This window comes from Halosimplex amylolyticum (assembly GCF_051414035.1).
GTDB classification, from domain to species: Archaea; Halobacteriota; Halobacteria; order Halobacteriales; family Haloarculaceae; genus Halosimplex; species Halosimplex amylolyticum.
Window position 1 is genome coordinate 264,484 of sequence record NZ_JBLKNW010000002.1, and the last position, 15,540, is coordinate 280,023.

Annotated in this window: 14 protein-coding genes; 5 read left to right on the plus strand and 9 right to left on the minus strand. The window is 68.3% G+C overall.

Going from position 1 to position 15,540, the window contains the following annotated elements:
* Nucleotides 1-9: 9 nt before the first annotated feature.
* On the plus strand, nt 10-330 hold the full coding sequence (locus ACMGFE_RS11910; protein WP_436925418.1) for a HalOD1 output domain-containing protein: 321 nt from the start codon (nt 10-12) through the stop codon (nt 328-330).
* Nucleotide 331: 1 nt separating this feature from the next.
* On the opposite strand, the gene ACMGFE_RS11915 is transcribed toward ACMGFE_RS11910, so the two are convergent.
* A complete protein-coding gene (locus tag ACMGFE_RS11915; RefSeq protein ID WP_436925419.1) occupies nt 332-511 on the minus strand; it encodes a hypothetical protein in 180 nt (59 codons plus the stop codon).
* 135 nt (nt 512-646) lie between these two features.
* Nucleotides 647-1,498: a ribose-phosphate diphosphokinase gene (gene prs / locus ACMGFE_RS11920; RefSeq protein ID WP_436925420.1), complete on the minus strand. Its 852-nt coding sequence runs from the start codon at nt 1,496-1,498 to the stop codon at nt 647-649.
* 165 nt (nt 1,499-1,663) lie between these two features.
* Between prs and ACMGFE_RS11925 the strand changes: the two genes are divergently transcribed.
* Nucleotides 1,664-3,025, plus strand: coding sequence for an endonuclease/exonuclease/phosphatase family protein (locus ACMGFE_RS11925; RefSeq protein ID WP_436925421.1), 1,362 nt, complete (start codon nt 1,664-1,666; stop codon nt 3,023-3,025).
* A gap of 63 nt (nt 3,026-3,088) precedes the next feature.
* Here the strand turns inward: ACMGFE_RS11925 and ACMGFE_RS11930 are convergent, their stop codons facing one another.
* The 7 genes from ACMGFE_RS11930 to ACMGFE_RS11960 form a co-directional block, all read right to left on the minus strand.
* Nucleotides 3,089-3,892 (minus strand): HVO_0234 family beta-propeller protein, encoded by an 804-nt coding sequence (locus tag ACMGFE_RS11930; RefSeq protein ID WP_436925422.1) that lies wholly within the window; start codon nt 3,890-3,892, stop codon nt 3,089-3,091.
* 118 nt (nt 3,893-4,010) lie between these two features.
* Nucleotides 4,011-4,673, minus strand: coding sequence for a DUF7344 domain-containing protein (locus ACMGFE_RS11935; protein ID WP_436925423.1), 663 nt, complete (start codon nt 4,671-4,673; stop codon nt 4,011-4,013).
* A gap of 153 nt (nt 4,674-4,826) precedes the next feature.
* Nucleotides 4,827-6,167, minus strand: a complete 1,341-nt coding sequence (gene hemL / locus ACMGFE_RS11940) for a glutamate-1-semialdehyde 2,1-aminomutase (protein ID WP_436925424.1) — start codon at nt 6,165-6,167, stop codon at nt 4,827-4,829.
* 783 nt (nt 6,168-6,950) lie between these two features.
* Nucleotides 6,951-7,859 carry a carbohydrate ABC transporter permease gene (locus ACMGFE_RS11945; RefSeq protein ID WP_436925425.1) on the minus strand — a complete coding sequence of 303 codons (909 nt, stop codon included), beginning with the start codon at nt 7,857-7,859 and terminating at the stop codon, nt 6,951-6,953.
* Complete coding sequence (locus ACMGFE_RS11950; RefSeq protein WP_436925426.1) at nt 7,859-8,773, minus strand: carbohydrate ABC transporter permease; 915 nt, start codon at nt 8,771-8,773, stop codon at nt 7,859-7,861. Before ACMGFE_RS11950 ends, ACMGFE_RS11945 begins: the two co-directional genes overlap by 1 nt.
* A gap of 22 nt (nt 8,774-8,795) precedes the next feature.
* The gene (locus tag ACMGFE_RS11955; protein ID WP_436925427.1) at nt 8,796-10,196 is read right to left on the minus strand and encodes an ABC transporter substrate-binding protein; all 1,401 of its coding nucleotides are present in this window, start codon (nt 10,194-10,196) and stop codon (nt 8,796-8,798) included.
* Between the two features lie 78 nt (nt 10,197-10,274).
* On the minus strand, nt 10,275-11,456 hold the full coding sequence (locus ACMGFE_RS11960) for an ABC transporter ATP-binding protein (protein WP_436925428.1): 1,182 nt from the start codon (nt 11,454-11,456) through the stop codon (nt 10,275-10,277).
* A gap of 174 nt (nt 11,457-11,630) precedes the next feature.
* On the opposite strand from ACMGFE_RS11960, the gene melA reads away from it, so the two are divergent.
* From melA to ACMGFE_RS11975, 3 genes are all read left to right on the plus strand, one after another.
* The gene (gene melA / locus ACMGFE_RS11965) at nt 11,631-12,974 is read left to right on the plus strand and encodes an alpha-galactosidase (RefSeq protein WP_436925429.1); all 1,344 of its coding nucleotides are present in this window, start codon (nt 11,631-11,633) and stop codon (nt 12,972-12,974) included.
* 178 nt (nt 12,975-13,152) lie between these two features.
* Nucleotides 13,153-13,929 carry an IclR family transcriptional regulator gene (locus tag ACMGFE_RS11970; RefSeq protein WP_436925430.1) on the plus strand — a complete coding sequence of 259 codons (777 nt, stop codon included), beginning with the start codon at nt 13,153-13,155 and terminating at the stop codon, nt 13,927-13,929.
* A 62-nt stretch (nt 13,930-13,991) separates the two neighbouring features.
* On the plus strand, nt 13,992-15,329 hold the full coding sequence (locus ACMGFE_RS11975; protein WP_436925431.1) for a sulfatase family protein: 1,338 nt from the start codon (nt 13,992-13,994) through the stop codon (nt 15,327-15,329).
* Nucleotides 15,330-15,540: the final 211 nt, after the last annotated feature.

Genomic DNA, 15,540 nt, shown 5'->3' on the forward strand with positions numbered 1-15,540 from the left:
CATCGAGACATGAAGGACCGAAACGAGGGGGGCGATACCGACGACGCTGAGGGGGACAGCGATGGGCCGGCGGAGACTGTCGTCTTCGACCACTACGACTGGCGCGGTGCGGACACGCCGAGCATCGCCGTCCCGGAGGCGGTCGCGGCCGTCACGAACCGGAACGTTACCGCGATTCAGCCGCTGCAGAACGTGATCGACGCCGACTCGCTGGACGTGATTGTTCGATCTGGCGACCCGGCGGCCGTCCGAGTGTCGTTCCCGTACGCGGGGACGGAAGTAACGATCACCGGCGACGGTCGGATCGAGCTCACGATCGAGTCGGCGTAGCCTACTCCCGACAGGCTTCGAGCAACTGTCTGGCGTGTCGGACGTGGAAGTCCTTCTCGTCGGCGTCGTCCGTCCCCAGCGCCCGCTGCAAGTGAACGTCGATCCGGTCGATCGAATCCGGATCGAGCGTGCCGATCGCGGGCTCGGAGGACCCCGAGTGCCCGTGTGTTTTGCCGGTCATGGTCCGTGTTAGTCGCTATCTCGCTCACTGGTCGTTTATAGGTTACGGTATTGACACCTGTCGACCGTCGAGCGCTGCGGGGCCGGGGGCGGCCGAATGGCGGGGCAGGGCAGGAGCGGCGGGACGGTGACGCCGTCAGAGGCGGTCGGCGACGGCCGGGGCGGCGCTGACGGCGCTGACCTGTCGTTCGATGGTGTCGGTGCCGAAGACGGCGGTGATGCCGGCGCGTTCGAGTTTCGTCCGGGCGTTCGCGGCCAGCATGGGGTGGACGCAGGTGACGAACACGCGGGCGGCGCCGCGGTCGGTGAGCACGTCGATGGACTCGGCCATCGTCGACCCGGTGGCGACGATGTCGTCGACGAGCACGACGTCGCGGTCGGTGACGACGGCGTCGCTCGGTTCGATCTCGACCTCGCCGGTGTCGTAGTCGCGCTCCTTCTCGAAGTAGTCGGTCGCGCCGCGGCCGTAGGCGTCGCGGGTCGTCGCCGCGAGGTCGACGGCACCCTCGTCGGGCGAGAGGAACAGCGGGTCCGCGAGGTCGGAGGGCAGGGGTTCGGCCAGGCGGCCGGCGGCGTCGACGGCCTCCGCCGGAACGGTGAAGAAGTCGCAGACGGCGGTCTCGTGGGGGTTGACGGTGAGGACGCGGTCGGTCCCCGTCGAGACGGCGCGGGCGACCGCGCGGGACGAGACGGGTTCGCCCGCGGTGAACGCCCGGTCCTGGCGAGCGTACCCCATGTACGGGAGGACGGTCGTCACCTCGCCGGCGCCGGCCTCGCGGACGGCGTCCTGGAGCTGGAGCAGTTCGAGGTGCGCGTCGCTGGAGACGGTCGAGCCGACGACGACGGCGTCGTCGGCCGCGAATCCGGGAACCGCCGCCTGGAGTTCCCCGTCGGGGAAGCGGTCGTACTCGACGGCGGCGAGTTCCCGGCCCGTCGCCTCTGCAAGTGCGGCCGCGAACGCCTGTGACGTGGACCCGCTGACGATCATGTGCGGGTGGTCGCTTTCGCCGGTAAACACCGTTTCGGTTGCAGCGGCGGGCCGCGCGGACCGCCCGACGCCAGCGCGGCGGGAACGACGCCGACGCGACCCGATTGTCGTCGCTGAGAACGACGCGACATCATCAAGAGCCTGCACTCGCAAGGGGGGCCAACGATGCCCTCCGCGTCCCCCGATCGCGCCGCCCCGACGTGTTCGCGCCGCGCGGTGCTCGCGGGTGTCGCCGGCCTCCCGGCCGGACTCGCCGGTCGGCACGCCGACCGGCGACCGCGCTCGACCGGGAATCGACTCGTGACGGAAACCCGGCCCGTGACGGTCGCCACCTGGAACGTATCGCTCGGCGTCGACCTGTTCCGCCTGCTCGAGGCCCGCACTGCCGACGACGTGCGCGAAACGGCCGGGGAACTGCTCGACAGCGCCCGTCGACACCCCTACGAGGCGCGCGCCGGCGCGATCGCCGACGCGCTGGTCGCCGCAGACGCCGACGTCGTGGCGCTCCAGGAAGCGGCGCGCATCCAGGCCAGTTCCGGCGGCGAGGCCGACGACGGCGGCGAACTGGTGACCGACGTGCTCGATTCGGTGCGCTCGGCGCTGGAGGGCCGCGGCCGGCCGTTCGAGGTCGCGGCCTCGACCGTCACGACCGACGTCGAACTCCCGATCGAGAGCGAGTCCGGCGCCGAGACCGTTCGCCTGACCGACCGGGTCGCGGTGCTCGTCGGCCCGGGCGTCGACGCGCGGAACGCGGGCGGAGACACGTACGACGAGCGACTGACGTTCCCCGTCCCCGGGACCGGCCGGACGGTCACGCTCCGACGGGGGTACTGTCGGGCGGACGTCGGGCCCGAGGAGACCGCGTTCACCGCCGTCTCCACGCACCTGGAGTCGGTGTCGGGGGCGGCCCGACGCCGGCAGGCGACGGAACTGCTCGACGCGTTCCCGGCCGAGGGATCGGTGGTAGTCGGCGGCGACTTCAACAGCGGCCCGGGGACGACGACCGGCGCGTACGACGCGCTGACCGACTCGCTCACGGACGTCCATGGCCGGCTCCGTCCCGACGACGACGGAAACACGTGCTGTCGGCCGTCGCTGGTCGGGGCCGGCGACTCGCGACTGACGAAGCGGGTCGACGGCCTCCTCTCGCGCGGCGAGGTGCGAGCGACCGCGGTCGAGCGCCTCGGCGAGGACGGGGCCGACCGCGTCGAGGCGACGGTCGACGGCGACTCGGTCTCGGTATGGCCGTCAGACCACGCCGGGGTCGTCGGGACGTTCGACGTCCCCGCCCCCACGCCGACGCCAACGGCGACGCCGACGACGGAGACGGACGAACCGGGAGCGACGGCGACGACTGCCGGGACGGACGCCACCACCGGAACGACCGACGACCCGTCGGCGGCGTCCGCGCCGGCCTCGTCGACCGACCGGCCATCCGACCCGTCGAGCGGAGCGGGGCCGGGGTTCGGCGCGCTCGGGGCCGCGGTCGCGTTCACCTACGCGGCGCTCGCGCGCGAGCGGCACTGACCGGTCGGCCGTACGGCTGCCCCGGACGTTCGCCGCGTCCCGGCCGTTCGCCGCGGACGGCGGTCAGGCCACGGCCAGCGCCGTGACGTCGGGCAGGCCGAGCGACCGCGCTCGCCAGCCGCCGGCGCCATCGGGAGTCGTCTCCGGATCGGCGTCGACGAGGACGGTCCCCGTCTCCGTCACGGCGTAGACGCACTCCCCGTAGGCCACGTCGACGACCGTCCCCGCCACGGGCAGGTCGACCGCCTCCCAGGTGTCCGTCCCGCGGGCGTACAGCGCGTCGGCGGTCGCCGCGTGCGCCTGTCCGTCCTCGGCGGCGACGGCGGTGAACGCTCCCTCGCACTCCCGGAGCCAGCCGTTGCCCAGTCTGTAGAGCCCGTCGCCAGTCGCCGCGAGCGGCGCTCCGTCGGCGCTCGCCACGTCGCGCACGTCGTCGAGACCTGCGCCGACCAGCTCGTCGCCGTCGATCCGGAAGACGCCGTCGGCGGCGGCGACGAACGCGCCCGACAGCGCGCGGACGTCGTCGACCTCCCCGAGCGCGGTCCACTCGCCGTCGCGGTAGCGCGAGACGCGGCCCGCCTCGTCGGCGGCGACGACGGCACCGTCGTCCGCGGTGACCGCGACCGCCGGACCGAACCCGAGCGATTCGAACGGTTCCGGGCCGACGAGCACGTCTTCGTCGGTCGCGACGAGGACCGCACCGTCGGCCGTCGCGACGTCGCGGGCGCGACAGCGGTGCGAGAGACCGAACCGGCCGACCTGGTCGCCGGAGATCCGCACGGTGGCCACCCCCTGTCCCGCCGCGAGGTACGCGACCGTCTCCTCGCGGCGCTCGCCGTACATCCGCTTCTCCTCGAGAGCGCTCATACTAGCTCTGGGCGGCCCCGGTGTGAAAACCTGCCGCCGCACCGGTTCGGAGCGGAGGGGGCACCGGTTCGGAGCGGTGGCGCGCTGACCGCGTGCGCGCTGTGTCCCCTGCCCGCGCTCACTCGACGGCAGCCCACTCGCCGATCTGACTCTCTCGGACCCACGGGTCCGACCGCCAGGGCGTCTCCCGCGCGCGCACCGTCCCGGCCTCCGGGTCGCAGGTGACGAATCCGGCCGCGACGAGCACCGGCAGGTGCGTGTGGGCCAGCGAGAGCCTGACGACGCGTGAGACGGGTTCGGGCACGTCGGCCCCGTCGCGCTCGTGGGCGGCTACCGCGGCGGCCAGCGCGTCCGGCGTCGTCACTCCCCCGGTGAACAGCTCGTAGAGGACGGCCTGTCGCCGCCCGCTCGCCAGCGCGTCGAGGACCGGATCGTACGCCGGGTCGGGGTGGTCGGCGACCAGTCGCTCCACCCACGTCTCGTCGAACGGCGGCTCGTTCGCGGCGGCGACCAGCCCGGAGCCCGGATCGAACGTGACCGCACCCGCCTCCCCGAGCACGGGGAGGTGAACGTGATACAGCGCCCGCAGTGCCTCGTCGGTGTCGTCGTGCCCGTCGGCGGCCGACTGGGACAGCCGACTCGCAACGGCCGAGGCCAGCGCGTCGACCGAGATCGCGTTCTCGCGCTCGCGCAGCGCGGCGAGCGCGACCCGCCGGACCGAGACCGACAGCGCGTCAAGCGCGGTCGGTGAGGCCGTCGGGACGTCCATGCTACTCTCCATACCGCGTCCACTCGTAATAACGATCGTGGCCTATTTCACGGTCTGATAGCACTCGGAGACGACCGGGGCAGCGACGGCATCCACCGACGCGACGAGTGAATAATCAGGGCGTCTCCGCCGTCACGTCACCGCCACAGCGCCGTCACGTCGTCGTCACAGCGCCGTCTTGTACGCTTCGAGCGTCTCCTCGACGTCGTCCTCCGTGTGGGCGTAGGTGACGAACTGCGCCTCGAACTGGTTCTGCGAGAGGAAGATACCCTGTTCTTTCATCTCCTGCCAGAAGACGCGCCGCCAGCGGTCGGTCTGGCCGGCGGCGACGTCCGCGGCGTTCTTCGGGCAGACGTCGTACCGCGGGCAGTCGGGTCGCTGGGAACAGCCGCCCTCGCAGTGGTCCTCGAAGGTGTCCGGCGCTTCCCGCGTGAACAGCACCTTGAAGATCCCCTCGGTGCCGGCGACCGTGTACTCGGGCGCCTGGTCGCGCACGATCTCCTGCAGACCGGTCCGCAACTGCTCGCCGAGGTCGTTGATGTGGTCGTAGACGTCGTGTTCGGCGGCGTAGCGCAGTGATTCGAGGCCGGCGGCCATCGTGACGGGGTGACCCGAGAAGGTGCCGGCCTGGAACACGTCGCCCGAGGGGGTGAACTGCTCGACGAGGTCCGAGCGGCCGCCGATGGCGCCGACGGGGAACCCGCCCCCGATGAGTTTGCCGAAGGTCGTCAGGTCGGGTTCGATGTCGAACTTCCCCTGGGCGCACTGGAGGCCGCCGACGCGGAAGCCGGTGATGACCTCGTCGAAGACCAGCAGCGCGCCGTTGTCCTCGGTGAGGTCGCGCAGCGTCTCGTGGTAGCCGTCGACGGGTGCGACGACGCCCATGTTCGCGAGGATCGGCTCGACGAGGACGGCCGCGACGTCGTCGCCGTGGTCCTCGAAGACCCGGTGGGCGGCCTCCTCGTCGTTGAACGGCACCGCGAGCGTGTGTTCGGCGAACTCCTGGGGGATGCCCGGGCTGGAGGGCTCGACGTCGTCGTACTCGCCCTGGACGAGGGTGGTCTCCTGGGCGCCGTGGTAGCCGCCCTGCATGACGACGATCTTGTCCCGGCCGGTCGCGGCGCGGGCGAGCCGACAGGCCGAGACGGTCGCCTCGGTCCCCGAGTTGACGAAGCGGATCATCTCGACGCTCGGGACGTGCCGAGTGACGAACTCGGCGTGTTCGACCTCGATCTCGGTGGGCGCGCCGAACATCGGTCCCTCGCTGACGCGGGACTGGATCGCCGACTCGACCGGCTGGGGCAGGTCGTGGCCGTACAGCAGCGGGCCCAGCCCCATCACCCAGTCGACGTAGCGGTTGCCGTCGGCGTCGACGACGTGGCCGCCGTCGCCCCGCTCGACGAAGAAGGGGTAGGGCTCGATGGCCGCCCGCACGGCGGAGTTGACGCCGCCCGGCATGACCGACAGCGCGCGATCGTAGAGGTCCCGTGACCGGTCGTGGTTCATGCACGCGCCTTCTCGCTCGTCGCCCAAAGGCGTACCGAGGTGGGACGCGCCTGCCGGTTTCTCCCCACTGTGCGGCCCGAACGGGTTCGCCTCGCCGACACGGCTCCGCCCCTCCGTTCCGACACCGGAACCGGCCGCGGGATCGCAGACCGAGCGATCGCTCGCCGCGTTCGATCCAGTCCGATCGCCGGTCACTTCGCCGCCGGTCGGCTCGCGCTGCCGATCGCTGGCGGCAGTTAAGAAGAATTCCCGACACGTCTGATCGACCGGATTCGAGGGAGCGATATCCGATCGATAGCGCTATCAAGTCTGTTTTCTTAAATGTATATAATCTTTATTAAATCCGGGAATTCGGGTCGGCAGACCGCTCGTGACCGAGTGGAGACGGCCCGACGGTATCCGTGCCCAGCCGGACCGGACGTACCGCACGCGTGCGGAGCAAGATCCGGGGGATCAGCAGCGACCGACCGATCACAACGGCCCTGTGGTTCGAACGCGGGGCGAATGACCCCCGCGATCCCTCCGTCGTTCGGCGACGGCACGCGATCTCGGTGAGCAGTCCGTGAATCGGGGGCCTTCCGGGACTGAGACGTCACTTCCTGCTGTCGCCCCTCGACCGCCGGCGCAGTCGTGGCGGAAGCCGCGGTTGAAAATATATAAGATATGGTATGAAAGCACAGGTTAAAGCAGAATTATATGACGTCTATCGGATCGAACGTCACGGGGCCACCGCGGAACCTATCTTGTCTCGGACAATAGAGAGAAACGGAGAACGCCCGCCGCTCAGGTGCCCTTCATGCCGCCGCTGGCGAGTCCTTCGACGACCCACTTCTGGGCGACGGCGAACAGCAGGATGACGGGGATCATCGTGATGACCGCGGCGGTGATGAGCAGGTTCCAGGCGACGGCGTTCTGCGACTGAAACAGCTGGAGGCCGAACGGGAGCGTCCGCGTGGCCGCCGTCTGGGAGAGGACCGACACGAGCAGGAAGTCGTTCCACGAGAGGATGAACGTGTAGAACCCCGCGACGGCGATGCCGGGCATCGCCAGCGGGACGAGGATGCGCCACAGCAGGTCGAACTCCGAGCAGCCGTCCATCTTGGCGGCCTCGTCGAGCGACTCGGGGATGTCGTCGAAGTAGCCCTTGAGGAGCCACGTCCCCAGCGGGATGCCGATGACCGAGTGGGCGACGATGATCCCGAGCAGCGAGTCGATGAGGCCCAGGTTGAACATGAGCAGGTAGAACGGGATAAGGATGAGCACGACCGGCAGCATCTGGGTCGACAGGAAGGCGTACAGCAGCCCCCCGCGACCGGGGTACTCGAAGCGGCTCATCGAGTAGCCCGCGAAGATGCCGACGACCAGCACCGTCAGCGTCGTCGACGTGGACACGATCACCGAGTTGACGAAGTACGTCTGGAACTCGCCCTGCGACAGCACCGTCGCGTAGTTGTCCAGCGAGAGGTCGCCGAGCGACGGGATGAGCGCCGGCGAGAACAGGAACTCCTGGGTCGTGAACGACACGAGCGCCATGTACACCACCGGCAGGAGCAGGAACGAGAAGTACAGCCCGAGCACGAGGTACACGAAGAGCGCACGCCGGGGCGACATGTCTTCGTCCAGCCACGCGTCCAGCCGCTGGGCGTAGTTCAGGTCTCGCGTCTGGTCTCGAGTGTCGGTTTCGGTCGCCATTAGTCGGTCTCCTCCATGTGGACGTAGACGACGGTGAACACCAGCATGATGACGAGCATCACGACGCCGATGCTCGCGCCGTAGCCGAGCGCGTACTGCTGGAACGCCTGCTTGTAGACGTAGGTCGCAAGCACCTCGGTGTTGCCCAGCGGCCCGCCGCCGGTCGCCAGGAACACGATGTCGAAGTTCTTGAACGTGAACGTCACGTGCAAGATGATCATGATCATCGAGACGTACGAGATCTGCGGCAGGGTGATGTAGCGGAACCGCTGGAGCGGGCCCGCGCCGTCGAGCCGCGCGGCCTCGTACTGCTCGACGGGGATGGACTTCATCGCCGCGAGCAAGGCGATGGCGTAGAACGGGACGTTTCGCCACACGTGCATCAACACGACGAGCGGGAACGCGACGCCCGGTTCACCGAACCAGTAGGTCGTCTCCATCCCCAGGTTCCCGAGGATGATGTTCACCGGCCCGAATCCGTTCTGGACCAGGAAACGGAAGATGATGACCATCACGATGACGGGCATCACCCAGGTCACCATCGACAGACTCCGGAAGACGCCAGCGCCGGGCACTTTCTCCTTGAGGACCAGCGCCAGCCCGAGCCCCAGCAGGTACTGGAGCGAGACGGCGAGGCCGGTCAGCAGGACGGTGTGCCACAACGCCTCGTGGAACGTGGTGTCTCTCAGCAGTCGGGCGAAGTTCTCCAGCCCGATGAACTGCATCTGTCCGGGATTGAGGAGCGACGCCTGATAGAAGGCGAGCTGGATACCCCGGAGCGTCGGGTAGGCGATGATGACCGCGAGCAGGAGCGTCGCCGGAATGACGAACGCGTACCCGAGCCACGTCTCAGAGAGGAAAGACTTGAACTCGGTCCCGTAGCGGCGGACTCGTGATTTCGTGGGTGTTGCCATGATTCGAGGGTGTCGTGTGAGCCTACAGGTCGCTCTCGAGGCCCTTGAGCGCGGTGTGGAGCTGGTCGCCGGCTTCGTAGGGGTCGGTTCGGCCGTAGGCGACTTCCTGCATGAGCGGGTAGAACTCCTGTCGGACCGGGCCCCAGGCGATCTTCGCCAGCGCGCGACCGGTCTTGAAGACCTCGGTGAACGGTGCCCAGTCGTCGTTGTCGATAGTAGACTCGATGTCCTCGTGGACCGGGGTCATCGCCTTGCCGGGCGAGTCCTCGGCCATCCCTTCGAGGGTGTCCGGTTCGGTCCAGGCGGCGATGGCCTGCTTGCCCTTCTGTTTGTTGTCGGAGTGGCTGTTGACCATCACCGGCTTGATCTCGAGGAAGGTCCCCTTCTCGCCGCCCTCACTGCGCGGGATGTGGGTGACGCGGGTCTTGTTGTCGAGGATGTCCTCGGCCTCCTCGGTGCTGTCGATGTTCTCCCCGCTCGTCCAGCCACGGAGCCACGTCCCGCACTCGATGAACGCGTAGTTCCCGTTGATGTAGCCGGGGTCGTTGGTCTGCCAGCCGGTCCCGAGGTCGTCGGGGGTGCCGACAGGGTTGTCGGCCGCGTAGATCTGGTAGTAGTAGTCGTCGAGGATCTTCCCGAGCGCCTCGGCCTCGATGTTGAGTTTCCAGGAGTCGCCGTCAGGGACGTAGAGGTTGTCGGTGAACTGGTAGACACTGCTCATGAACTCCTGGAAGGCCCGGACGCTGCCGTCTTTCGTGCAGTTGTGGAAGCCGGTGACGCCGTCGACCTCCTTGTTGACCATCCGACCGATCTCGTGCATCTCCTGGGTCGTCTCCGGCATGTCCTGGCCGAGTTCGTCGAGGATGTCCTTCCGGACGATGAACGCGCGGCCGTTGCCCTCGTAGGGGAGGCCGTACAGCTTGCCCTTGTACCGGCAGGCGTCGAGCGCGCTCTCGACGAAGCCGTCGTAGTGTTCGAGCTCCTCCGCCCAGCCGTCGAGCGATTCGAGGTGGCCCGCCTTGACGTACTCCGTCAGGTGGCTGAGGACGCCCTCGATGGCGTCGGGGTCACCAGTTCGAGCGCCGGTGAGGAACTTCTGGCGCATGTCCTCGTAGGAGAACCGCCCGATCTCGATCGCCTGGCCGGTGCGGTCCTCGTAGTTCTCCGTGAACGCGTTCTTCCAGATGGGCTCTGCGCCCTCCTCGTTCGGGAACCCGTACTCCCACATCAGCGCCTTGTCGGTGTTCTGGGTGGTCCCGGTGTCACCGTCACTGCCGTCGCCACCGTCACCGCTGCTTCCGCCGTCGCCGTCGCCGCCGTCGCCGCCGCCACCGCTACAACCGGCGAGTCCCACCGTCGCGCCGATACCGAGCGTCTTGACTATCGACCGCCTCGTCGTCCCTGGTGCGTCTGAGTCGTGCATAATTAACGCCTATCGTCCACGTGCAGTTATTTCTATTTATACTTTTCTTCGCATTTATTATATTATGCGGTGCCGCGGTCACTCGACGCCGACTTCCGCGCCGCCGGCGTCTTCGATGCCGACCAGCGCCTCGAACTCGTCGTCTTCCGGGGGCGCGCGGTTCCGGAGTGCCTCGCCGGTGTCCCCGTCGAAGACGTGGATCCGGTCTTTCGGGAAGCGGATCGTGAGCGTGCGTCCGGGGTCGATGACCAGGTCGCCTTCTAGCGTGGCCGTGTACTGCTGGCCGTCGATGTCGATGTAGACGTAGGTCACCTCGCCGAGCGGTTCGGTCACCTCGACCGTCGTCGAGATGGCGTTGTGCTCCTCGGGGGCGACGACCTCGATGTCTTCCGGGCGGATGCCCAGCGTGAAGCGGTCCCCGTGGCCGCGGATGTCCGCGTGGATCGCCTCGTCGAGTTCGTACCTGAAGCCGCCGTGGACGAGCGCGGGGGCCTCGCCGGACTCGTCCAGTTCGACCTCGAAGAAGTTCATCGACGGCGACCCGATGAACCCGCCGACGAACCGGTTGGCCGGCTCGTGGTAGCACTCCAGGGGCGTCCCGATCTGCTGGAGTTTGCCGCCGTCGAGGACGGCGATGCGGTCGCTCATCGTCATCGCCTCGGTCTGGTCGTGGGTGACGTACAGCGTCGTCACGCCGAGTTCCTGCTGGAGCGACTGGAGTTCCGTCCGCATCTGCGTCCGTAGCTTCGCGTCGAGATTGCTCAGCGGCTCGTCCATCAGGAACACCTCGGGCTCGCGAACGATGGCCCGCCCGAGCGCGACGCGCTGCTGTTGGCCGCCCGACAGCGCGTCCGGTTTCTTGTTCAGCAGGTCGCGGATGCCCAGCATCTCCGCCGTGTCGTCGATGCGCTCTCTGATCTCCGCCTTCGAGAGGTCGGTCGTCATCTTCAGGCCGAAGGCCATGTTCTCCCGCGAGGTCATGTGCGGGTACAGCGCGTAGGACTGGAACACCATGGCCATGTCACGCTCCTTCGGCTTCTTGTCGGTCACGTCCTCGCCGTCGAGGACGATCTGCCCGCTCGTCGGCGATTCGAGCCCGGCCACGCACCGGAGCGTCGTCGACTTCCCGCAGCCCGACGGGCCGACCAGCACGATCAGTTCGCCGTCTTCGACGTCGACGTCGAAGTCGTCCACGGCGACGACGTCGCCGTCGTCGTCGTGGAACACCTTCTGCAGCTTCTCGATCTCGAGGTCACCCATGACCGGATACTCCTGATACAGGTACTTAAAGCTTTCCTGGGTTCGCGACCCGAATCCCACCATACGTCCCCCTGACGCGACTTGAGACGCGTTGTCCGGCGTTCTCCGGCCCGGATCGACGGGCATTTTTAAAGCACGAAAGCATTTATATAGTATTGTTCTTCATACCTACCTGTGCCAACCATTACGTTCATCGGAGCCGGTAGTATGGTGTTCGCCACCAATCTCGTCGGCGACATCCTCTCCTACGAGACGCTGTCCGACAGCCGTATCCGGCTGATGGACATCGACGAACACCGACTGGAACAGACGCGCCAGGTCGCGGACGCGATGGTCGAGAACGAGGGGCTCGACGCCACCGTCGAGGCGACGACCGACCGCCGTGAAGCACTCGACGACGCCGACTACGTCCTCAACATGATCAACGTCGGCGGCACCGAGCCCTTCGAGAACGAGATCCGCATCCCCGAGAAGTACGGCGTCGAGCAGGCGATCGGGGACACGACCGGTCCCGGCGGCGTGTTCCGCGGCCTCCGGACGATCCCGACGATGCTCGACATCGCCGCGGACATGGAGGAGCTGTGTCCCGACGCGCTCTTGCTCAACTACACGAACCCGATGGCCATCGTCTGCAAGGCCGTCTACGAGGCGACCGACGTCGAGGTCGTCGGCCTCTGTCACTCGGTCCCGCACACGGCAGAAGCCATCGCGGAGTACGTCGACGTCCCGCAGGAGGAACTGGACTACTGGGTCGCGGGCATCAACCACATGGCGTGGTTCCTCACCGCGGAACACGACGGCGAGTCGGTGTACCCGGCGCTCGAAGCCGCCTACGAGGACGAGGAGACCTACCGGAAGGACACGGTCCGCTTCGAGATGATGCGCCACTTCGGGTACTTCCCGACGGAGTCCAGCCACCACATGAGCGAGTACGTCCCGTACTTCCGGACCGACGAGGACGTCATCGACGAGTTGGCCGGGACGGACTACGCCGAACGGATGGCGACGGCGACGTACCTCGAGGGCTGGAAGGAGCGCTCCGAGGAGCGCGACAGCCCGGAGATGGCCGTCGACCTCGACGAAGTCGCGGTCGAGCGCTCGGAGGAGTACGCCGCGCGGCTCATCCACTCCCTGGAGACCGACACGCCGCGGCGGTTCAACCTCAACGTCCCGAATCACGACGACGCCATCGAGAACCTGCCGTCGGACGCGTGCGTCGAGGTCCCGGTGTTCGCCGACGGGGCCGGTCTCCACCCCTGCTCGGTGGGCGAACTCCCCTCGGAGGTCGCCGCCCTGGACCGCCAGCACACGACGGTGTACGAACTCGCCGTCGAGGGTGCGCTGGAAGGTGACCGCCAGAAGATCCACCAGGCGCTCAAACTCGACCCGCTCACGGCCGCTTCCTGTACGCTCGACGAGATCCACGAGATGACCGAGGAACTCATCGAGGCGAACGAGGCGTATCTCCCGGATCTCGACGACGGGCGACCCCGCGTGTCCGCGGCCGCCGACGACTGAAACGCCGGGCATCGACGCGGCTTTTTCTTCACGATGTATGAACAACGAGACGCCGCCGAGTTCCGACTCGTTCGTGAGGCGGCGAAAATCGGCCGATTCGGCCGCCGCGGCCGCTCGCTCCCGCGACGCCGTTCATAATATGTGAACAACTATGGGGCTGGATACCGAGGATCGAGGTATGGACGAGACACCCATCCCCCCGCCGTCGTCGTTCGACGGGCGGACGGCGAAGACGACGGTGACGAGCTTCCGGATCGTGGAGGCGCTCGACCGCCACGAGAGCGCTCGGCTGACCGACCTGGCCGCGGAGCTCGACCTGGCGAAGGGGACCGTCCACAAACACCTCTCGACGCTCCGGGACGTGAACTACGTGGTCCGTGACGGCGACGAGTACCGCCTCAGCGTCCGGTTTCTCGGACTCGGCACGAACGCGCGGCTGAACCTCGACCTGTACGAGATCGCCTACGATCCCCTCGAGAAGCTCGCCGACGCGACGGGCGAGGTGGCGAGCATCATGATCCCGGAACACGGCTACGGCGTCTACGTCCACCGGGTCAGCAACGAGGGCCGGCCCGACGTGGACATTCGCGAGGGCGAGAGCGTGCCCCTGACCGCGACCGCCGGCGGGAAAGCGATCCTGTCGTACACGCCGGAGGAGCAACGCGATCGCATCATCGAGCGTCACGGGCTCCCCGAGATGACTGACGCGACGATCACCGACCGCGAGGCACTGGACGAGGAACTCCGCCGGGTCCGCGACCGGCGGCTGGCCAACGACAAGGGCGAGTACCGCTCGGGCCAGCACTGCGTCGCGAACCCCATCGTCGACGACGGCGTCGCGATCGGAGCGGTGACCGTCTCCGGACCGGCCGACCGGATGACCGAGAAATCCATCGAGGCGGACTTCGCCAGTCTGGTCGGCAGCACCACCGCGTCGATCGAGAGCCGGCTGTAGCGCCACCGGCGCGTCCCTCCCGTGGGGCTACATACAAGACCTTCCGGAGACTGCGGGGACGTATGGACAACGACGCCGCCCCGCCGAACGTGCTGGTCGTGGTGACCGACCAGCAGCGCTGGGACACGGTCGGCGCGTACGGCAACCCGATGGACCTGACGCCGACGCTCGACGGGCTCGCGGCGAGGGGGACGAGGATCGACCGCGCCATCTCACCCCAGCCGCTCTGCACGCCGTTTCGTGCGTCCTTCCAGACCGGAAAGTACGCCACCGAGACCGGCGTCTGGCAGGGGTCGACGCCGCTCCCCACGGACGAGCTGACGCTCGCACACCGGTTCGCGGAGGCGGGCTACGACGTGGGCTACGTCGGTAACTGGCACCTCGCCAGCACGTTCGACGAGCCCGTGCCCCCGGAGGAACGGGGTGGCTACGACGACTTCTGGATCGCGGCGGACGTTCCGGAGTTCACGACCAGTCCGAACGAGGGCCACCTCTACGACGCCGACGGGAACGCCGTCGAGTTCGACGACTACCGCGTCGACGCGTTCACCGACTTCGCCATCCAGGGGCTCGAGGCGCTCTCGGAGCCGTTCTTCCTGGTTGTCTCGTATCTGGAGCCACACGACCAGAACGAGCTGTGGACCTTCGTCGCCCCGGACGGCTACGCCGAGCACCACGAGACCCACCCCTACGTCCCGCCGGACCTGCAGGGACGGCCCGGCGAGTGGTTCCGGGAGCTCCCCGACTACTACGGGATCGTCGAACGGATCGACGAGTGCGTCGCCGACCTCTTCGACGCCCTCGACGCGCGCGGGCTCCGCGAGGACACGGTCTTCGCCTACACCGCGGACCACGGCTGTCACTTCCGCACGCGGCCCGGCGAGTACAAGCGGACGCCGCACGAATCGGCCGTCCGCGTGCCCGCGATCCTCTCGGGCCCCGGATTCCGGAACGGCGGGACCATCGAGCGGGTGACCAGCCTCGTCGACCTGCCGCCCACGCTGCTCGACGCCGCCGGCGTCGACGTCCCCGACGCGATGCACGGTGACAGTCTCCTCCCGGTCGTTCGCCGGGAGGAACCCGACGCCGACGGCGAGGCGTTCGTCCAGATCAGCGAGTCGCAGGTCGGTCGGGCGCTCCGGACCGACCGCTGGAAGTACGCCGTCGCCGCGCCCTCGATGACCGGCTGGCGCGGCGGGAGCAGCGAGCGATCGAGCGACCTGTACGTCGAGCGGTACCTCTACGACCTGCAGCGCGACCCCGAGGAGTCGGTGAATCTCGCCGGCCGCCCGTCCTACCGGAACGTCGCCGACGACCTCCGGGAACGACTGCTCGCGTACATCGCCGACGTGGAGGGGGAAACCCCGCGCATCAAACCCTACGACAAGGGATTCCCGTGACCGGCGACCGTCCGCGCCGGAGCGGCGTACTGCCCCTGGTCTCTGGCCGGCCCGCCTCGCCCCACCCCACCCCACCCCACCCCGCCTCGCCCTCGCCCCGCCTCGCCCTGCCCCGCCCCGCCCCGCCCCGTCCTGGCCCCCCGCAACCGTCGAACGGACACGTCCTTCGACAGGTGGGAACGGACCCTCTCGTGGCCGCCGCGACTCTCGC

Coding starts and splice junctions, on each gene's coding strand:
- ACMGFE_RS11910 (WP_436925418.1), top strand. CDS start 10: ATGAAGGACCGAAACGAGGGGGGCGATACCGACGACGCTGAGGGGGAC.
- ACMGFE_RS11915 (WP_436925419.1), bottom strand. CDS start 511: ATGACCGGCAAAACACACGGGCACTCGGGGTCCTCCGAGCCCGCGATC.
- prs (WP_436925420.1), bottom strand. CDS start 1,498: ATGATCGTCAGCGGGTCCACGTCACAGGCGTTCGCGGCCGCACTTGCA.
- ACMGFE_RS11925 (WP_436925421.1), top strand. CDS start 1,664: ATGCCCTCCGCGTCCCCCGATCGCGCCGCCCCGACGTGTTCGCGCCGC.
- ACMGFE_RS11930 (WP_436925422.1), bottom strand. CDS start 3,892: ATGAGCGCTCTCGAGGAGAAGCGGATGTACGGCGAGCGCCGCGAGGAG.
- ACMGFE_RS11935 (WP_436925423.1), bottom strand. CDS start 4,673: ATGGAGAGTAGCATGGACGTCCCGACGGCCTCACCGACCGCGCTTGAC.
- hemL (WP_436925424.1), bottom strand. CDS start 6,167: ATGAACCACGACCGGTCACGGGACCTCTACGATCGCGCGCTGTCGGTC.
- ACMGFE_RS11945 (WP_436925425.1), bottom strand. CDS start 7,859: ATGGCGACCGAAACCGACACTCGAGACCAGACGCGAGACCTGAACTAC.
- ACMGFE_RS11950 (WP_436925426.1), bottom strand. CDS start 8,773: ATGGCAACACCCACGAAATCACGAGTCCGCCGCTACGGGACCGAGTTC.
- ACMGFE_RS11955 (WP_436925427.1), bottom strand. CDS start 10,196: ATGCACGACTCAGACGCACCAGGGACGACGAGGCGGTCGATAGTCAAG.
- ACMGFE_RS11960 (WP_436925428.1), bottom strand. CDS start 11,456: ATGGGTGACCTCGAGATCGAGAAGCTGCAGAAGGTGTTCCACGACGAC.
- ACMGFE_RS11970 (WP_436925430.1), top strand. CDS start 13,153: ATGGACGAGACACCCATCCCCCCGCCGTCGTCGTTCGACGGGCGGACG.
- ACMGFE_RS11975 (WP_436925431.1), top strand. CDS start 13,992: ATGGACAACGACGCCGCCCCGCCGAACGTGCTGGTCGTGGTGACCGAC.